Genomic DNA, 17,599 nt, shown 5'->3' on the forward strand with positions numbered 1-17,599 from the left:
CACCTCGGCCGACGTAAGGTCGGGGGATGGCGAGCAAGGTGGATGAGACGCGGGACGGCGTTGATCTGACCAGTCTGGATCAGCCGTTGTTCGATGGGGCGGAGGCGACCAAGCGGGATCTGGTCGACTACCTGGACGCGGTGCGGGAGTGGATGCTGCCCGAGTTGCGGGAGCGGCCGTTGTCGGTGATGCGGATCCGGCCGGGGCAGCCGGCGTTCATGCAGAAGAACGTGCCCAAGTACACGCCGGAGTGGGTGAAGACGACCACGGTGTGGGCGGAGGCTTCGAAGCGCGAGGTGTCGTACGCGTTGTGCGACGACCGCCGCACGCTCTTGTGGTTCGCCAATCAGCGGGCGGTGGAGTACCACCCGACCTTGCGGCGCATCGACCGTCCTGACCACGTCACGCACCTGGTGCTGGATCTGGATCCGCCCGAAGGTGATGACACCTTCGCCAAGGCGGTGCAGGCGGCCTTCCTGGTGCGGCAGGCGCTGGCCGATGCCGGGCTGACCGGCGCGGTGAAGACGAGCGGGGCGAAGGGCGTGCACGTGATCGTCCCGATCGACGACGCGGTGTCGATCGAGGACGCGGCCGCGGCGACCCGAGCGATCGCCGCGCGAGCTGAGCGGATCGACCCCGAGGTGGCAACGACGGCGTACATCAAGGAGGACCGGCACGGGAAGGTGTTCGTCGACTCGACGCGGGCCGGCGGCGCGACCGTGGTCGCCGCCTACAGCCCGCGGATCAGGCCCGGTACGACGGTGTCGTTCCCGGTCGGCTGGGACGACCTCGACCGGGTGACGCCCCGCGACTTCACCGTCAAGACCGCGGTCGACCAGCTCGCCGGCACCGACCGCTGGGCCAGCCAACTCCCTGCACCGCAGTCCCTCCCCGAGGACGTACTGGAGGAAGGCCGCGCGATCCCGATCGCCCGCGTCGTTGCCATGCACGAAGGCAAGCGCCGCAAACGCGCCGCCCAGCAGCAAGCCGAGAAGAACGAGAGCTAGTCCTCTGTCGCAGTCACCGTCTCCAAGGCCGCCTGCCGTACGTCGGCCTCCGGGTGGTTGCGCAGGGCAACCAGCAACTCACGCCACACGGGAGCCCAGCCGGTACGGCGGCCGGCGTTGCCGATGATCGTCGCGGCGAGCAGACCGCCCATCAGCGTGTCGGAGTGCACTAGCTCGCGAGCCGTTGGTTCGAGCTGGTCCGGGGTCCAGTGCGGATGGGACTGGCCGAGCCGGGCGCCGAGCCGGAACGCGGTGTTGTAGGCAACGATCGGCCGACCGGCGACGGCGTCGATCAGGGTGGGGAGTTCGGCGGTGAGCTGGTCCCAGGCGATGTCGCGGACCAGCAGGTCCAGGCGCAGGTCAAGGAGCTCCGGGGTGTCCAGCTCGGCCGCGATCACCTTGAGCGCCTGCCGGGATTCCGCGGGCTTGTTCTGCAGCACCCCGATGAGGCGTTGGCCGAGCATGGCCAGGCGTTGGCGCGCCGGGTGATCACGGTCGGGCGTGGCGTTCGGCAGGTGGGGGTCGTTCTCGGCGCGGACGAGCAGCCGCACGGCCGATTGCAGATCGTCCAGACCGAGACCCGGATTGGTGGCCACGATGGAGACGAGTGCGAAGGTCGCCGCACTCCAGACCTTGGAGTTCAGGTCGGCGATGAAGCCGGCGCAGACGGGTGCCACCGACGGACTCCACGGGGCCCACCGCGGCAGCGCGAGCAGAGCACTCCGCACCACCTCGGTCTCGGGCCGGTTGGTGACCGCGACCACCAACTCGGCGTACCGGGTCCGGTACTTCGTCGCCATTCCGTACGCCGGTCGTTGCGTCAACACGGTCGCGGTGGCGTCGCTGTCGTGGACCGCGTCCTGGAGCAGCGCCCAGCTCGCGGGCTCGTGCAGCAGGTAAAGCGACGCGGCACCGGTGATCGCGGCTCGCACGTCCCGATGCGCCCCGGCCCAAGCATCAGCCAGTACGGCGCTCGCTCCGGGCGCGCGCAGTGAGCCAAGCAGTCGCGCGGCCTCCTTACGCGAGGTCACCTTCGCGCCATCACTGCTCAGGATCGGATGCAGCACGCCGGGCAACACGCTCGGCCGGACGAACCGAGCCGCCCGGCTGACGGTGTACATCGCCACCCGTGCGCGATCGTCACCGGCATGGGCGAGCAGGATGGGCAAGGCGTCCTGCGGTGAATCGGTCCAGGCCAAGCCGGCCAGTGCGGCTTCCTGGAGCAGGACATTGTCGTGCTCGAGGAACGGTTCGAGCGCGGCGCGACCGGCGCCGGGGATGCGACTGAGTGTGGACACGGCTTTCACCCGCACCCACTCGGGCATGCGCTGATCGGCGGCCGCTTGGGCGACAAGTTCGGCGTACCGGGTGCGTTGGCGGGGGAGCCAAGCCTGCAGCGCGCGACCGGGAACCTCCCAGCTGGGGTCATTGCGGTCGAAGCGATGGATGCGGTGCGGCGAGGCGAGAACTGCGTCGAGGAGGTCGGTGCGTAGTTCGGTGACGGCGCCCCACACGTGCGGCCACTGCGCCATGCCGACGTCCCGACTGATGATCTGTTCAACGCGTTCAGCGCGGGTGTCGCGGCGCCACAGCCAGAGTTCACACGCCTCGCCGACGGTGTACTCCTGGTTGGACCAGACGCCTTTCTCGAGTGCGTCCTGCAGGTGGTCAATCGTCCAGCCGCGCTTGTCGAACGCACGGGCGATCGCGAACGGCAGGCGGAACTCGTTGCGGGCCACGGCATCGTCGACGTACTTGCGCAGTACGTCGTACACCGGGAGTTCCTCGCCGCGAGGGAGGCCGTCGATCACGCCGTAGAGCATGAACGCGCCTTGGTTCTCGGTGATCCGGGCGTGGGCCTGCAGACCCCATTCGAGCAGCGCCGTTTGGTTGCGCGCGGCCCCTTGTTTGATCGCGGTCAAGGCGACCTTGGCGAACTCGTGGCGGGTGCCGTACGACGTGTCGCGGGCTTCCATGACTGCGGTCAACAGAGTCTGCAGCGGCTCGACGGCCTGGTCGGTCAAGATCGACGGCGGTATCCGACCAGCTGCCCACACCACCGCCTCGCGCACCGGATCACGGTCGTTGCGAACCCTGGTTGCCCAGGACAACGCGGAGACGACGGCGTCGGCCCGACGTGAGTAGCCTGCCGCGGCGAGCACCGAGCGGTACACCTCGGCGCGGTCGTTGGCCTCGGGGCGACGGATGTCCGGTTCGAGCAGGGCGAAGGCCTCGTCGTACGGGAGGAACGCGATGGTCTCCCAGCGCCTTCGGTCGTCGTCGGCGATGGGGCGCAGGGTGAGCATCCGGCGGGCCTGCTCGGACCGCACCTGGTGCGGGAGGAAATGGAGGAGCCAGGGAGGGAGGATGACTTGGCTCAGGTCGACGGACTTGGTGATGCCCGTGAAGACGGTGGCGCGGCGGCTTGGTGGCAGGTCCTTGAGAAGGTCAGTGGGGTTCGGCCACATCAGCTCGCCGAGGGCGATCAGGTCGTCGTCGGGGTAGCGATTGAGCCGACGACGGACGGCAGGGGTCAGCGCGTGCTGAAGGACAGACGCTCGCTCGGGCTCGAGGAGCAGTTCGAGGACGAGCGGGTCGATGTCGATCAGCCGGCCGAGGACACTGGTGATTGCCGTCGGCAACTGGTCGTCCGGGAGGGCGCGGATCAGCAGGTTGGTGGCCCGCTGCGGGTCCTCGTCGAGCATGCCGGCGAGGCCGAAGGCGGGTCCTTGCCACCACTCGTCTCGGTCCGGGCCGGTCGGGAGAGTGCTCAGCGCATAGTCGTAGACGGGCTTTGGCCGCCTTCCGCCCAACCGACGCCACTCGCCGCTGCCAAGGCAGTAGGCGAGTTCGGGGAGGAGGCGTGTGACGGTCTCGTCGTCGGTGGCGATGAGGAGGGACGCAGCGGCCTGGTCACCCCAGCGTTCGCGGTGCTCGTCGATCAGGCGGGTGGCGAGCAGGGTCCGGCCGGTCTTGCGGACCACCTGCAGGAGCTGACCGCGGAGGGATGCGGGAGTATCGTCGTACAGGATGCGGAGTTCGTCGTCCGAGACCGGTACGCCGTTGCCGACCGCGGCGAGGGCGCGGGACTGGACGGCCGGGATCGGGTCGTTGAGGAGCCGCGTCACGTAGGCGACGTCGCGAGTCGCTTGCGCGATGGTCAGGCCGAGGGTGCGTTCGAACGGGGTGCCGGTGGCGAGTTCATCGAGGAGGGACTGCCGATCAGCGGGGCTCAGGCCGCGGGACTCGGTGACGACTCGGCGCTGGCGCTCGCCGTACGGGAGGTTGTCGATCGACCGGAGCAGATCCTGGGCACGCATGCGGCCATCCTGCCAAACTCCGGGGCCGGAGCTCGGTGCGGGAGAGAGGCGTCCAGGATCATCGTCGCCGCTTCGCGGGCACGGACGGCGGGGTCGGAGCCGCCGGAGATGGCTGAGCGGGTGATCTCGACCGTGCGGAAGGCCCTCAACTGACGTGCTCGAGCTCGGCGAACGCGGCGGCGAGCTTCGGCAGGGTGTAGTGCGCGTTGAGTCCGCTCGGGTTGGGCAGGATCCAGACCCGAGTGGACCCGATGCGTCGTTCCTGAAGCCCCATCTTCGCGTCGCGCTCGGCGAAGGCGTCCCGGTAGGCCGTCACTCCGACGACGGCTAGCCACTCGGGCGCATACTCCAGCACCTTTTCGGTCAGCCGCTCGCCGCCGGCGACCAGCTCGGCTCGGCTCAACTCGTCAGCCTTGGCCGACGGCCGCTCGACCACGTTGGTGATCCCGAGCCGCCAATTGAGGAGCTCGTGCTGTTCCTCCGGCTTCAACTGCCGGGGCGTGAACCCACCCTGATGAAGCGCCGGCCAGAACCGGTTCCCCGGCCGGGCGAAGTGATGGCCGGTCTGTGCCGACATCAAGCCCGGATTGATCCCGCAGAACAAGACCCGCAGCCCGGGCGCGATCACATCCGGCAGAGGTTGCATGGGGGAGACCGTACCCAAGCATGCGCAAGGACAGGACGTACAGGTCTGATCCGGTCGCGGGAGCTCGGGGCGGAGGCTCCCGGCGGCGGGTAGCAGACGTATACGTCCTGTCCGTCGGCAGGTGGTTCAGTCGTTGTCGTTGTTGAGACCAGCGGGGAGCTGGGAGGCGATGCAGGAGCGGGCCACGAAGAGCCAGATGGTTTCGCCGAGGGCGTCGACGCGGATCATCGAGGCGCCGAGGTCGTTGGTGGAGTAGCGGTAGCCGCCGGTGGTGGGGAGGGCGAAGCCCACCGCATCGTGGAGACGGCCGGAGCTGTAGTTGCTGTCGACGAAGTAGTTGTAGTAGCCGGTGCAGGCCGACGGGTTGATCCGGACGATGATCGCGCCGTTGCCGGTGTGGGGTGCGGCGTCGAAGTCGCGGCCGAAGGAACGGCGGTGCGACAGCCGATCGCTGGTGTCGTCGCTGCAACTGGCCGCGACGGAGGTGGAGCTTGACGTGTCGAGGGCTCCAGGGACCAGGAAGGCGCAGAAGTTCGAGCCGTCACCGGCCCGCCAGCGGCCGAAGTGGAAGTTGTTCGCCGTCGTCGTGTGGACGTCGAAGCGGGTGCCCGCGATCGCCGTCCCCATGACGTATCCGCACGACTTGTTGGCCAGCCAACCGCCGGCGGGCATGATCCCGCTGTTGTTGCAGGCCGCGGGCTTGGTGACGTTCCCTTTGGTGACGTACTGATTGACCGCGTACGCCGGTGACGCCAGCGCGCACAGGACGGCGACGATGAGGGCGGCAAGAAGGCGCCTCATCAACAGAACCAGCCGTCTTGGACCCAGCCGTCGTGGTTGATGTCGCCGTAGGCGAAGCCGAAGACCCACTCGCCACTGATCTCCTTGACCAGGAAGGTCTGCGGCTTGTGCAGCGTGCCCATCCGGGCGCCGCCGGGCTTCACTCGCAGTTCGAGGTCGACGGCGCAGACGGTTTCGCGGACGCCGACGTGACCGTTGGCGGCGTTCGCCGGTACGGCGGTCAGTACCGCACCCGCGACGAGCAGTGCACCGGCCAGCGCGGTGCCGCGGACCATCTGCCGCGCGCTCACCAGCTGCCCCATCCGCCGAGGCACTCATAGCGGACGAAACCCCAATCGTTCGGGCCGAAGTCCTGGATCGAGGCCCAGCCGTTGTAGACCGGGTGCTTGCCACGCGTGTGGCCGACCTTGTTGCCGTACTCCAGGGTGCGCAGGGCGTGCACCGGACCCGGGATCGAGAAGTCGTAGTTCTCGTACATCGTCGCGTCCTGGCAAATGATCACCGCGTGCTCGGGGACCTCGACGGCGGCCGCGGCCTGGGTACCGACGAGCAGTACGGCGGTGCTCACCGCCGCTGCGGTCAAGAGGAAGGGGGCGGGCTTCCTTGTCATCAGAACCTCCAGAAGGTTGTTATCTGAGATGACGGTAAAACGTGTCATCCAAGATGGCAATACCTGTCATCAGTGGATACAGTGAGCCGATGGGAGCGGAGCGCAAGGCTTTCTACGGCATCGCCGAGATCGCGGACGCGCTCGGCCTGAACCGCCAGCTGGTCACGGCCTGGCGCCGCCGCCGCAGTCACGGCATCCCCGAACCTGACGGCGAGCTGTCGTCCGGGCCGATCTGGCGCGGTACGACGATCGAGCCCTGGATCGATGTGGTCCGGTCCCAACGGGATTCGCCGGCCGAGCCGATCAGCCCCGAACTCGCGCTGAAGGCGGGCCGGCGGATGTTGCGGGTCGCCGCGTTGTTGCTGGAGGAGCCGATCCGGCTCAAGCTGCTCAGCCAGTCGCTGGCCGAGGCGCGTGAGCTGCTCCCGGTTGTCGAGGATGCGGCCGACGATTCGCTCGGCCGCGCCGTCCGGCAACTGATGTCGCCACTGCGCACAACTGGTGATGATCCGGGCAATCTGCACCGTTTCCGTCGCAAAGTTCTCGCCGAGGTGGCACAGCTGGAGCCTCTCGTGGACCTGGCAGCAGAATCCCTTCCGGAAGCAGACAGTGCGGGTTAGTGTGCGTGCCGTGATCGTCGAAGTACCTGGCTACCGCCTGGCGGAGCCACTGGGTGCGGGTGCGACAGGGGTGGTGTACGCGGGGGTGCGGCTGGCCGATGGGGGGTCTGTCGCGGTCAAAGTCGTGCATCCGGAGCTGGTCGACCCGCAGTACCGAGACCGGCTGCGCCGTGAGGCCCGGCTGGCTGCTTCGGTTGTGCATCCGGGCGTTGTCCGGGTGTGCGAGGTGGGCGGTGAGCGCGACCAGGCGTGGCTGGTGATGGACCGGCTGAGTGGGCCGGATCTCCAGCAATTACTGGACTCTGAGGGTCCGTTAACGGTTGAGCGAGCGGTCGAACTCCTGGCCGACGTGGCCGACGCGGTCGACGCTGTTCATCGGGCTGGGGTCATCCATCGCGACCTGAAGCCGGCGAACATCATCCTGGATGAGGGTCGGCCGATGGTTGCCGACTTCGGGGTCGCGCGGCAGTTGGCGAGTCTGGAGTCGACCACTGGGCTGGATCTCAGTGGGGATGCCTGGTTGCACAGCGGTACGCCGTCCGGCCCGTCGCTCGGGTCGATGGCTGGAACCGTTGCCTACATGGCGCCTGAGCAATGGCGAGGCGATCCGGTCTCACCTGCCACGGATGTCTACGCCCTCGGTGGCACGCTCTGTGGGTTGCTCACCGGTCGCCGCCCCTACGAAGGTCGCACACTCCCCGAACTCGCGTATGCCGTCGCCATGCTCCCGCCGCCGACCACCTCCACGCCGTACGACGAGGTGATCGCCCGAGCAATGGCCAAATCACCGGCCGACCGCTACCCCACCGCCGCCGCCTTCGCCACCGCCCTCCGTGCGGTTGCGCAGGAAGGCGATGTGGGCGCAGACGGTGGGCGCCCGGGGCTGCGCGGTCGTTGGGGGCGCGGAGTGGGCGGCGCGCGGAGTGGCTGGGGCGCCGCGCAGGTGGATCCCGGGAGTGGGACTGGGCTTGGAGTCTCCGCCCCGAGGGCCGGCTGGAGCCGGCGGCGGGTTGTGGGGGTGGTGGCTGCTGGTGTTGTGGTGGTGGGGGTTGGGGTCGCTGGGGTGTTGGTGCAGGGGCGGTCGGGGGCTACTGAGCAGCTGACGGTTTGTGCTCAGGACGCGACGGTGCGGGATGCGCCGCGGAGCAAGACGGTGGTGGCGACCGTTTATCGGGGGGATCGGTTGACGCCGATTGCGGAGCGGGACGGGGAGCGGTGGGTGCATGTGCGGTTGCCGGACGGGCGGACCGGGTGGTCGTTGACGGACTACGTGCGGCACAACTGCTGATCGTCAACCCAGGGTTGACGAGACGAGGCTGTCAACCTACGGTTGACGCATGACTCCTGGACCTGACCTTCAGCAACTCATCAACACCATCAAGGACGACGCCGGTAGTGACGACGAGCTGGTTCAGCTCGGTACGGCGGCGTCCACCATCAACGAATTGACCAGTACCGGTGACGCGGCGCTCGGGTTCTTCGTGGACCGCGCTCGCGGGGCCGGCAAGTCGTGGGTCGAGATCAGCGCGGTGCTCGGCGTGAGCAAGCAGGCGGCGCACAAGCGGTTCGCGGACTCGTGGAGTGCGTCGCCGCAGTTCGACCGCTTCACCCAGCGCGCGGCGCACGTCGTACAGGCGGCGACCGAGGTTGCTCGCGCGCGTCACCACAACTTCGTCGGTACCGAGCACCTGCTGCTCGGGCTCTTCGCCGAGCCGGAGTCGATCGCGACCAAGGTTCTCGTCGGACACGGCATCACCGAGGAGACCGTGCGCGCGGCGGTCGACGAGCTGAGCCTGGCCGCCGAGCCGACCGACGAGGCCGCGCCGGAGGAGCCGCCGTACACGCGCCGGGCTGCCCATGTTCTTCACGGCGCTGTCGCGGAGGCGCTGACCCTCGGCCACAACTACGTCGGTACCGAACACCTGCTGCTTGCCTTCTATCGCGATGCCGGCACGGTCGCGGCCAAGGTGCTGCTCGGGCACGGCCTCGAGGAGCAGACCGCCTGGCAGGACGTTCGGACTTTGCTGGACCAGTACTCGAAGTAAGTTGGGCCGCATGCCTGACTGGTCTGCGCGATTGAGTGAGTTGGCGGCTTCGGCCCAGGTGCCGGGCGCGGTGCTCGGGATCTGGCACGACGGCGAGGTGACGATCACGCCGTACGGCGTTCTGAACGCGGCGACCGGGGTCGAGGCCACCGCCGACTCACTGTTCCACCTCGGGTCGATCAGCAAGGCGTGGACCGCGACGATGATCGTCCAGCTGGCCGACGAGGGCCGGCTGGACCTCGACGACGCCGTCGTCGAGTTGTTGCCAGAGGCACCGATCGACCGGCGGATCACCGTCCGTCACCTGCTCACGCACGCGAGCGGGATCGACGGCGACGTCTTCACCGACACCGGTCGCGGGGACGACTGCGTCGAGCGGTACGTCGCCCTCCTCGCCGAGGTGGAACTCCTCTTCGAGCCCGGTACGGCGTACTCCTACTGCAACGCCGGTTTCGTCGTACTCGGCCGCATCATCGAGGTCCTCGACGACCGCAGCTGGGACGAGTCACTGCGCGCCCGGCTGATCGAACCGCTCGAGCTGACCAAGACCGTCACGCTCCCCGAAGAGGCGATCCTGCACCGCGCGGCCGTCGGTCACCTCGACACGACCGGTGCGCCGGTCAAGACCTGGCAGCTCCCGCGCAGCCTCGGCCCGGCCGGCCTGATCGCCGCCAGCGCCGCCGACCTGATCACCTTTGCCCGCGAGCACCTGAGCCGGTACGAGTTGATGCGGGAACCGCAGGGCATCAGTACGGGGGACTCCGGCGGATTCGCGGACGTCGGTCTGACCTGGCGCCTGTACGACTGGGACGGCCACAAGTTGTTCGGCCACGACGGCGCGACCATCTCGCAGCTCGCCTACCTCCGCATCGACCCGGAGGCCGGCGTCATCATGTGCCTGCTGACCAACTCCGGCAACGGCAACGCACTCTTCGAGCCACTCGCCACCGAGGTCTTCACGCACTACACCGGCGCTGCCCATCCCGCTGCGCCGCAACCGATCGACGTACCGGTCGACGACCGGCACCTCGGCCGGTACGAACGAGCCTCGGTCCGGCTGGACGTCGTACGACGTGCCGACGGGCTGTGGGTGCAGTATCAGGCGACCGGTGACCGGCTCGCGTTCGCCGAACAGCCGGTGCTCGAGTACGAACTGCGACCGACCGAGCCTGCCGACGGCAACCATTTCGTGGTCCGGGACTCGCCGGACCATCCGTGGGTGCCGATGACGTTCACCGAGTCTCACGTTCTGACCTCGGGCCGGATTACTCCTCGACTTGTGGGCTCGACTTTTGGGATGGGCGAGCTAACGTCGTGACGTGACCAGTGCACCTGCTGAACTTCCTCGTACGGCTGGTGACCTTCGGGCCGCCGGCTATCTGCCTCGGTCAGTCAAGACCGAGCTTCGTGACAACCTGCTGAAAGAGCTCCGGGCGGGACGTGATCCCTGGCCCGGCATCGTCGGATTCACCCGGACGGTGATTCCGCAATTGGAGCGTGCCCTGATCGCGGGGCACGACGTCGTACTGCTGGGTGAGCGCGGCCAGGGCAAGACCCGGCTGCTGCGCACCATGGTGGGACTGCTGGACGAGTGGACCCCGGTGATCGAGGGGGCCGAGCTGCCCGAGCATCCGCTCGAGCCGATCACGCCTGCCTCGATCCGGCGCGCGGCCGAGCTCGGTGACGAGCTGCCGGTCGCGTGGCTGCACCGCAGCCTCCGGTACGCCGAGAAGCTGGCGACCCCCGACACGTCGGTGGGCGACCTGATCGGTGACGTGGACCCGGTGAAGGTTGCCGAGGGCCGCAGTCTCGGTGACCCGGAGACCATTCACTTCGGCCTGGTACCGCGGGCGCACCGCGGGATCGTGGCGATCAACGAGTTGCCGGACCTGGTCGAGCGCATCCAGGTCGCGTTGCTGAACGTGATGGAGGAGCGCGACATCCAGGTCCGTGGGTACACGCTGCGGCTGCCGCTGGACGTGTTGCTGGTGGCAACGGCCAACCCGGAGGACTACACCAACCGGGGCCGGATCATCACGCCGCTGAAGGACCGGTTCGGCGCGGAGGTGCGGACGCACTACCCGCTCGACATCGAGGCCGAGGTCGACGTGATCCGGCAGGAGGCCGAGCTCACGGCAGAGGTCGGGGAGCCGCTGCTCGAGGTGCTGGCGCGGTTCGTCCGGCACCTGCGCGAGTCGCCGGCCATCGACCAGCGGTCGGGGGTTTCGGCCCGGTTCGCGGTGGCGGCGGCGGAGACGATCGCCGCGGCGGCGCTGCGGCGGAGTGCGATCACCGGTGAGGATCCGGCGGTTGCCCGTCCGGTCGACCTCGACGCGGTTCCCGCCGTACTGCGGGGCAAGCTGGAGTTCGAGCCGGGTGAGGAGGGGCGCGAGATCGAGCTGCTCGAATACCTGATGCGCCGCTCGGTCGCCGACACGGCCCGGGAGCGGTTCGCCGGTCTCGACCTGGCTCCACTGGCCGATGCTGTTGCCAACGGCAACCTTGTCACCACGGGTGAGCGAGTGCCCGGCAAGGACGTCCTGGCCGCGCTGCCGGAGCTTCCGGTGCTGCACGATGTCGCGGCCCGGGCCGGAGTACACGCCGACGAGTCGCCAGGCCGGATCGCGGCTGCGGTCGAGCTCGCGCTGGAGGCGCTCTACCTGTCCAAGCGAGTGGCCAAGGACGCCGACGACGACACCACCATCTACGGAGTCTGATGACCGCTTCGATCCCGGAAGGCTGGTCCTACGGGCCGTGGCACGACGGGCCGGATCCACTGGCGGCGCCGGTGGACTTGCGTGACGCGCTCGACGAGATCGGCCGCGACGTGATGAACGGGTCCTCGCCGCGGTCCGCGCTGGAGGAGTTGCTCCGGCGCGGCACGCAGCGGACGCAGGGCCTGGATGATCTGACCCGCCGGTTGTGGGAGCGCCGGCGGGAGATCCAGCGACGGCACAACCTGGACGGCACCTTGCGTGACGTGCAGCGGCTGCTGGATGAGGCGTTGGAGGCCGAGCGGCGCGACCTGTTCCCCAACCCTTCCGACGATGCGCGGTTCCGCGAAGCACAGTTGGACGCACTTCCTTCGGGTACGGCGGCCGCCGTACGGGAGCTGGCGTCGTACGACTGGCAGTCGTCGGAGGGGCGCGCGAAGTACGAAGAGATCCGCGAACTGCTCGGGCGGGAGTTGCTCGGGTCGCGGTTCGAGGGCCTGAAGGATGCCTTGCAGCAGACGACGCCGGAGGACGTCGAGCGGATCAACGAGATGCTCGGCGATCTGAACGCGCTGCTGGCCGCGCACGCGCAAGGCCGGCCCGAGGTGCCTCAGTTGTTCGACCAGTTCATGGCCAAGCACGGGGAGTTCTTTCCGGAGAATCCGCGCACGGTCGAGGAGCTGATCGACGTACTGGCTGCCCGGGCGGCCGCGGCGCAGCGGATGATGAATTCGATGACGCCTGAGCAGCGGGCCGAGTTGGCCGAGTTGTCGCAGCAGGCGTTCGGGAGTCCGCAGCTGGCTCAGCAGTTGGCGCAGCTGGACTCCCAGCTGCAGTCGTTGCGGCCGGGTGAGGACTGGTCCGGGTCGGCGCAGATGAGTGGTGATGATCCGCTCGGTCTCGCCGAGGGTGCGCGGGCGATGTCGGATCTGGCCGAGCTGGATGCGCTGGCCGAGCAGTTGTCCCAGTCCTATCCGGGAGCTCGGCTGGAGGACATCGATCTGGATGCCTTAACCCGGCAGCTGGGTGATGAGGCGACGGTTGATGCTCGACGGTTGAGTGAGCTCGAACGGCAGCTTCGAGACCAGGGGCTGTTGGAGCGGGCGCCGGATGGTTCGCTGCAGTTGTCGCCGAAGGCGCTGCGGCAGTTGGGTCAGACGGCGTTGGCCGACGTACTGCGTTCGGCGCGTGGAAACGGTGAGCGGGACGCGGCGAATGCGGGTGCCGCTGGTGAGTTGAGTGGGTCGACGCGACCGTGGCAGTTCGGCGACACCCAGTCGTGGGACGTGTCGCGGACGGTGCGGAACGCCGTACTGCGGACTGCTGGTAGCTCTAGGCGTGGTTCGGTGCGGCTGGACGTGGCGGATGTGGAGATCGCCGAGACCGAACACCGGGCGCGTGCTGCTGTTGCGTTGCTGGTCGACACCTCGTGGTCGATGGTGCAGGAGAATCGCTGGCTGCCGATGAAGCGGACGGCACTCGCGTTGCACCAGCTGATCTCGACGCGGTACCGCAATGACGCGCTGCAGCTGATCACGTTCGGCCGGTACGCCGGGGTGGTCGAGTTGCCGCAGTTGATCGGCCTCGAAGGCACGTGGGAGCAAGGCACCAACGCCCACCACGCGCTGCTGCTGGCCGGTCGGCATCTCCGCCGGCATCCCGACGCCCAACCGGTCGTCCTGATGGTCACCGACGGCGAACCGACCGCTCACCTGGAACCAGACGGCACGGCGGAGTTCTCCTACCCGCCCGAACCGGCCACCCTCCGCAAGACGATCTTCGAGGTCGACCGGCTGGCCAAGCTCGGCGCCACCGTCAGCATCTTCCGCCTCGGCGACGACCCGCGCCTCAACGCCTTCGTCGACCTACTGGCCCGCCGCAGCGGCGGCCGAGTCCTGGCCCCCGACACCGACGGCCTAGGCGCCGCCGTAGTCGGCGACTACCTCCGAACCCGCCGCAAGCTCTAGCCCTCACCACCAACTGCGCCCGCCTCCCCAGGCGGGCGCAGCCATGGGGCATTCGGGCGATCAGCGCAGGCGGCGGGCTTGGGTGGGTTTGGGGGTGTGGCCGGCGAGGATGTCGGCTAGCAGTTCGATGCCGTCGACGAGTCGGGGGCCGGGGCGGGCGAAGTAGCTGTTGGAGTCGACGGCCCACACCTCGGCGTCCGGCGGCAGCTGATCGAGTTCCTTGGCCAGCTCGTACGACGCTTGTACGTCGAACCCGCAGGGTGCCACCACAACCACCTCGGCGCCGGCCAGCGCTGACCACTCCACGGGGTGCGACCGCGCTCCCGCCGTACCGAGGACGTTGACTCCGCCCGCCAGCTCCACCTGCTCGGGTAGCCAATGCCCAGGTGTATAAGGCGGATCCGTCCACTCCAGCAACCCCACGCGCCGACCGGTGGGTTCGCGCTTCGCGAGGTTCTGGAGACGATCGCGGAGGTCGTTCAGGAGGGGAGTGGGGTCTCGGTCGAGTGCTTTGGCGATCTGCTCGATGGAGGTGAGGACGTCGTACAGGGTGTGGGGATTCGTCGTGACTACCTCGGCTGTGCAGCCCAGGTAGTCCAGCGCGGACTCGACATCGGCGACGTCGAGGGCGCAGACCGCGCAGAGGTCTTGGGTGATGACGTGGGTCGGGTTGAGGTCGCGGAGGGCGCCGGCGTCCAACTTGTAGAGGTCTTCGCCGGCGGCAACGCGGGCGCGGACGACAGCGTCGATCTCGCCCGGAGTGAGGCCGTCCGGCAATGCCGAGGTGGAGACGATGCGGCGGGTACGGGCCGCGGCGGGGTGGTCGCACTCGAAGGTGACGCCGACTACTTCGTCACCGGCACCCAGCGCGAAGCAGATCTCGGTCGCGGACGGGAGCAGCGAGACGATGCGCACGCGGCCGACTGTAGCTGGAAACGTGGCAGGTACCCCGCGGAAACGTCATCGACACCTGTGGGCTGCGATTCATCGTTGAACAGGCCGATTGTCCTGCGTTGTCAAGCAGGTAAGGGCTTTCCGTCCGGAGGTCTGTGGGCAGCGTCACGTCAGCATTGTGAGACCAGTGTTCAACTGGACTGGTTTTCTGGCTTACTCTGAAGGAACGCCCACGCCAGTGAAGTCGAGGGGCCAGCGGGCCACCGCACCGCGTCTGAGCAGCATCACCCGCACCCCAGGGAGTGAACGTGCCGAAACTCGTCTACGACTTCGCCGAAGGCAACAAGACCATGAAGGAGCTCCTCGGCGGCAAGGGTGCGAACCTCGCCGAGATGACGAACCTCGGTCTGCCGGTGCCGCCCGGATTCACGATCAGCACCGAGGCGTGCAAGGCGTACCTGAGCACCGGCTCGGTCCCGCCGGAACTGGCCGACGAGATCGACCACCACGTCGACGTACTGCAGCAGAAGATGGGCAAGAAGCTCGGCCAGGCCGACGACCCGCTGCTGGTCTCGGTTCGCTCCGGTGCCGCGGTCTCGATGCCGGGCATGATGGAGACGGTCCTGAACGTCGGCCTGAACGACGACTCGGTCAACGGTCTCGCGCACCAGTCGGGTAACCCCCGCTTCGCGTGGGACGCCTACCGCCGGTTGATCCAGATGTTCGGCAAGACCGTGCTCGGCATGGAGGGCGATGTCTTCGATGACGCGATCGAGGCGGCCAAGCAGGCCAAGGGCACCCGCAACGACCTGGACCTCGACGCCGACGACCTGAAGGCGATCGTCGAGACCTTCAAGCAGGCGGTGCTCGACCACACCGGCCGCGAGTTCCCGCAGGACCCGCGGACCCAGATGGACCTCGCGATCGAGGCCGTCTTCGGCTCGTGGAACTCGGAGCGCGCGATCCTCTACCGCCGGCAGGAGCGGATCGCCACCGACCTCGGTACGGCGGTCAACATCTGCTCGATGGTCTTCGGCAACCTCGGCATGGACTCGGGAACGGGTGTCTGCTTCACCCGCGACCCCTCCACCGGCCAGCCCGGTGTGTACGGCGACTACCTGCAGAACGCGCAGGGCGAGGACGTCGTGGCCGGCATCCGCAACACGGTTCCGCTGGCTGATCTCGAGCAGATCGACAAGACGTCGTACGACGAGCTGCTGGCGATCATGGCCAAGCTCGAGGGGCACTACCGCGACCTGTGTGACATCGAGTTCACGGTCGAGCGCGGCAAGCTGTGGATGCTGCAGACTCGGGTCGGCAAGCGCACCGCGGCGGCTGCGTTCCGGATCGCGACCAGCCTGATCGACGAAGGTGTCATCGACACCGACGAGGCGCTGAAGCGGGTCAAGGGTGCGCAGCTCGCGCAGCTGATGTTCCCGCGGTTCGACGCGGACGCGGACACGGAGCTGCTCACCAAGGCGATCGGTGCATCGCCGGGTGCGGCCTCGGGCAGGGTCGTGCTGACCTCGGCCGCTGCGGTGGCGGCGGCCGAGAAGGGCGAGAAGGTCATCCTGGTCCGCCGCGAGACGAACCCGGACGACCTGCACGGCATGATCGCGGCGCAGGGCATCCTGACCAGCCGCGGCGGCAAGACGTCACACGCGGCCGTGGTAGCGCGCGGGATGGGCAAGACCTGTGTCTGCGGAGCCGAGGAGCTCGAGGTGAACGTTGCCGAGGGCACCATTTCGGTCAACGGCAAGGTGCTCGACGCCGACGCGACGATCTCGATCGACGGCACCACCGGCGAGGTCTTCGCCGGTGAGGTGCCGGTGGTCGCGTCGCCGGTCGTCCAGTACTTCGAGGGTTCGCTGGACGCCGAGGCCGGCGACGAACTGGTCGCCTCGGTCCACCGCCTGATCACGCACGCAGATGAGGTACGGCGTCTTGGTGTCCGCACCAACGCGGACACCGCAGACGACGCGGCCCGGGCCCGGCGGTTCGGTGCCGAGGGGATCGGGCTGTGCCGGACCGAGCACATGTTCCTCGGTGAGCGACGCGAGGCGGTCGAGCGGCTGATCCTCGCCGATGACGACGCCGAGCGTGAAGCCGCCCTGGCCGAGCTGGAGCCGCTGCAGCGCGGCGACTTCCTCGAGCTGCTGGGCGCGATGGACGGTCTGCCGGTGACGATCCGGCTGATCGACCCGCCGCTGCACGAGTTCCTGCCGTCGATGGAGGACCTCGCGGTCAAGGTCGCCCTCGCGAACGAGCGCGGTCAGGACCCCGGTCGCGACGCGACGCTGCTCGCCGCGGTCCAGCGGTTGCACGAACAGAACCCGATGCTCGGCCTGCGCGGTGTGCGGCTCGGTCTGGTCATCCCGGGCCTGTTCGCGATGCAGGTGCGCGCGATCGCGAGTGCGGCGGTCGAGTTGAAGCGCCAAGGCAAGGACCCGCAGCCCGAGATCATGATCCCGCTGGTCGGCGCCGTCCAGGAGCTGCACCTGGCGCGCGACGAGGTGACCAAGGTGCTGGCCGAGGTCGGCGTCGAGTGGAGCATCCCGATCGGCACGATGATCGAGCTGCCGCGCGCCGCGGTGATCGCGGACCAGATCGCCGAGGCGGCCGACTTCTTCTCGTTCGGTACCAACGACCTGACCCAGACCACCTGGGGCTTCAGCCGCGACGACGTCGAGGGCTCGTTCTTCTCGCGCTACCTGGAGAAGGGCATCTTCGCGGTCTCGCCGTTCGAGTCGATCGACGTCGAGGGTGTCGGCGCCCTCGTCCGGACGGGTGTCGATCGCGGCCGCGCCACCAAGCCCGATCTCAAACTCGGCATCTGCGGCGAGCACGGCGGCGACCCCGACAGCGTCCACTTCTTCCACGAGGCCGGCCTGGACTACGTCTCCTGCTCGCCCTTCCGGATCCCGATCGCTCGCCTCGAAGCGGGCCGCGCGGCGCTCGACTGAAACTCGGCTGAC

14 protein-coding genes are annotated in these 17,599 nt (G+C 68.4%); 8 read left to right on the forward strand and 6 right to left on the reverse strand.

The features are described from left to right. Window positions 1–26 precede the first annotated feature (26 nt). Window positions 27–1,007 (forward strand): non-homologous end-joining DNA ligase, encoded by a 981-nt coding sequence (gene ligD, locus ACIA49_RS12880; protein ID WP_396377314.1) that lies wholly within the window; start codon window positions 27–29, stop codon window positions 1,005–1,007. Here ligD and ACIA49_RS12885 read toward each other — a convergent pair. From ACIA49_RS12885 to ACIA49_RS12905, 5 genes are all read right to left on the reverse strand, one after another. Continuing rightward, a complete protein-coding gene (locus ACIA49_RS12885) occupies window positions 1,004–4,327 on the reverse strand; it encodes a hypothetical protein (protein ID WP_396377315.1) in 3,324 nt (1,107 codons plus the stop codon). The genes ligD and ACIA49_RS12885 overlap by 4 nt on opposite strands. A 145-nt stretch (window positions 4,328–4,472) precedes the next feature. After that, complete coding sequence (gene mug, locus ACIA49_RS12890; RefSeq protein ID WP_396377316.1) at window positions 4,473–4,973, reverse strand: G/U mismatch-specific DNA glycosylase; 501 nt, start codon at window positions 4,971–4,973, stop codon at window positions 4,473–4,475. Between the two features lie 126 nt (window positions 4,974–5,099). After that, the gene (locus ACIA49_RS12895; protein ID WP_396377317.1) at window positions 5,100–5,774 is read right to left on the reverse strand and encodes a hypothetical protein; all 675 of its coding nucleotides are present in this window, start codon (window positions 5,772–5,774) and stop codon (window positions 5,100–5,102) included. Continuing rightward, window positions 5,774–6,064: a hypothetical protein gene (locus tag ACIA49_RS12900; protein ID WP_396377318.1), complete on the reverse strand. Its 291-nt coding sequence runs from the start codon at window positions 6,062–6,064 to the stop codon at window positions 5,774–5,776. The genes ACIA49_RS12895 and ACIA49_RS12900 overlap by 1 nt, the downstream gene beginning before the upstream one ends. Next, on the reverse strand, window positions 6,061–6,384 hold the full coding sequence (locus ACIA49_RS12905) for a hypothetical protein (protein ID WP_396377319.1): 324 nt from the start codon (window positions 6,382–6,384) through the stop codon (window positions 6,061–6,063). Before ACIA49_RS12905 ends, ACIA49_RS12900 begins: the two co-directional genes overlap by 4 nt. An 89-nt stretch (window positions 6,385–6,473) precedes the next feature. On the opposite strand from ACIA49_RS12905, the gene ACIA49_RS12910 reads away from it, so the two are divergent. Genes ACIA49_RS12910 through ACIA49_RS12935 form a run of 6 tightly spaced genes read left to right on the forward strand, consistent with a single transcriptional unit; the run spans window position 6,474 to window position 13,730 of the window. Further along, window positions 6,474–7,004 carry a hypothetical protein gene (locus ACIA49_RS12910; RefSeq protein WP_396377320.1) on the forward strand — a complete coding sequence of 177 codons (531 nt, stop codon included), beginning with the start codon at window positions 6,474–6,476 and terminating at the stop codon, window positions 7,002–7,004. A gap of 10 nt (window positions 7,005–7,014) precedes the next feature. Next, window positions 7,015–8,292 (forward strand): serine/threonine protein kinase, encoded by a 1,278-nt coding sequence (locus ACIA49_RS12915; RefSeq protein WP_396377321.1) that lies wholly within the window; start codon window positions 7,015–7,017, stop codon window positions 8,290–8,292. 49 nt (window positions 8,293–8,341) lie between these two features. Beyond that, window positions 8,342–9,049 (forward strand): Clp protease N-terminal domain-containing protein, encoded by a 708-nt coding sequence (locus ACIA49_RS12920; RefSeq protein WP_396377322.1) that lies wholly within the window; start codon window positions 8,342–8,344, stop codon window positions 9,047–9,049. A gap of 10 nt (window positions 9,050–9,059) precedes the next feature. After that, window positions 9,060–10,367, forward strand: a complete 1,308-nt coding sequence (locus tag ACIA49_RS12925) for a serine hydrolase domain-containing protein (RefSeq protein WP_396377323.1) — start codon at window positions 9,060–9,062, stop codon at window positions 10,365–10,367. A 1-nt stretch (window position 10,368) separates the two neighbouring features. Next, a complete protein-coding gene (locus ACIA49_RS12930) occupies window positions 10,369–11,766 on the forward strand; it encodes a sigma 54-interacting transcriptional regulator (protein ID WP_396377324.1) in 1,398 nt (465 codons plus the stop codon). Continuing rightward, on the forward strand, window positions 11,766–13,730 hold the full coding sequence (locus ACIA49_RS12935) for a VWA domain-containing protein (protein ID WP_396377325.1): 1,965 nt from the start codon (window positions 11,766–11,768) through the stop codon (window positions 13,728–13,730). The genes ACIA49_RS12930 and ACIA49_RS12935 overlap by 1 nt, the downstream gene beginning before the upstream one ends. Before the next feature lie 60 nt (window positions 13,731–13,790). Here the strand turns inward: ACIA49_RS12935 and ACIA49_RS12940 are convergent, their stop codons facing one another. After that, window positions 13,791–14,645: a cobalamin-binding protein gene (locus tag ACIA49_RS12940; protein ID WP_396377326.1), complete on the reverse strand. Its 855-nt coding sequence runs from the start codon at window positions 14,643–14,645 to the stop codon at window positions 13,791–13,793. Between the two features lie 287 nt (window positions 14,646–14,932). Between ACIA49_RS12940 and ppdK the strand changes: the two genes are divergently transcribed. Continuing rightward, window positions 14,933–17,587: a pyruvate, phosphate dikinase gene (gene ppdK, locus ACIA49_RS12945; RefSeq protein ID WP_396377327.1), complete on the forward strand. Its 2,655-nt coding sequence runs from the start codon at window positions 14,933–14,935 to the stop codon at window positions 17,585–17,587. The last annotated feature ends 12 nt before the right edge of the window (window positions 17,588–17,599 follow it).

It is taken from the genome of Kribbella sp. NPDC051587, from assembly GCF_044453945.1.
In the GTDB taxonomy this organism is placed as follows: Bacteria; Actinomycetota; Actinomycetes; order Propionibacteriales; family Kribbellaceae; genus Kribbella.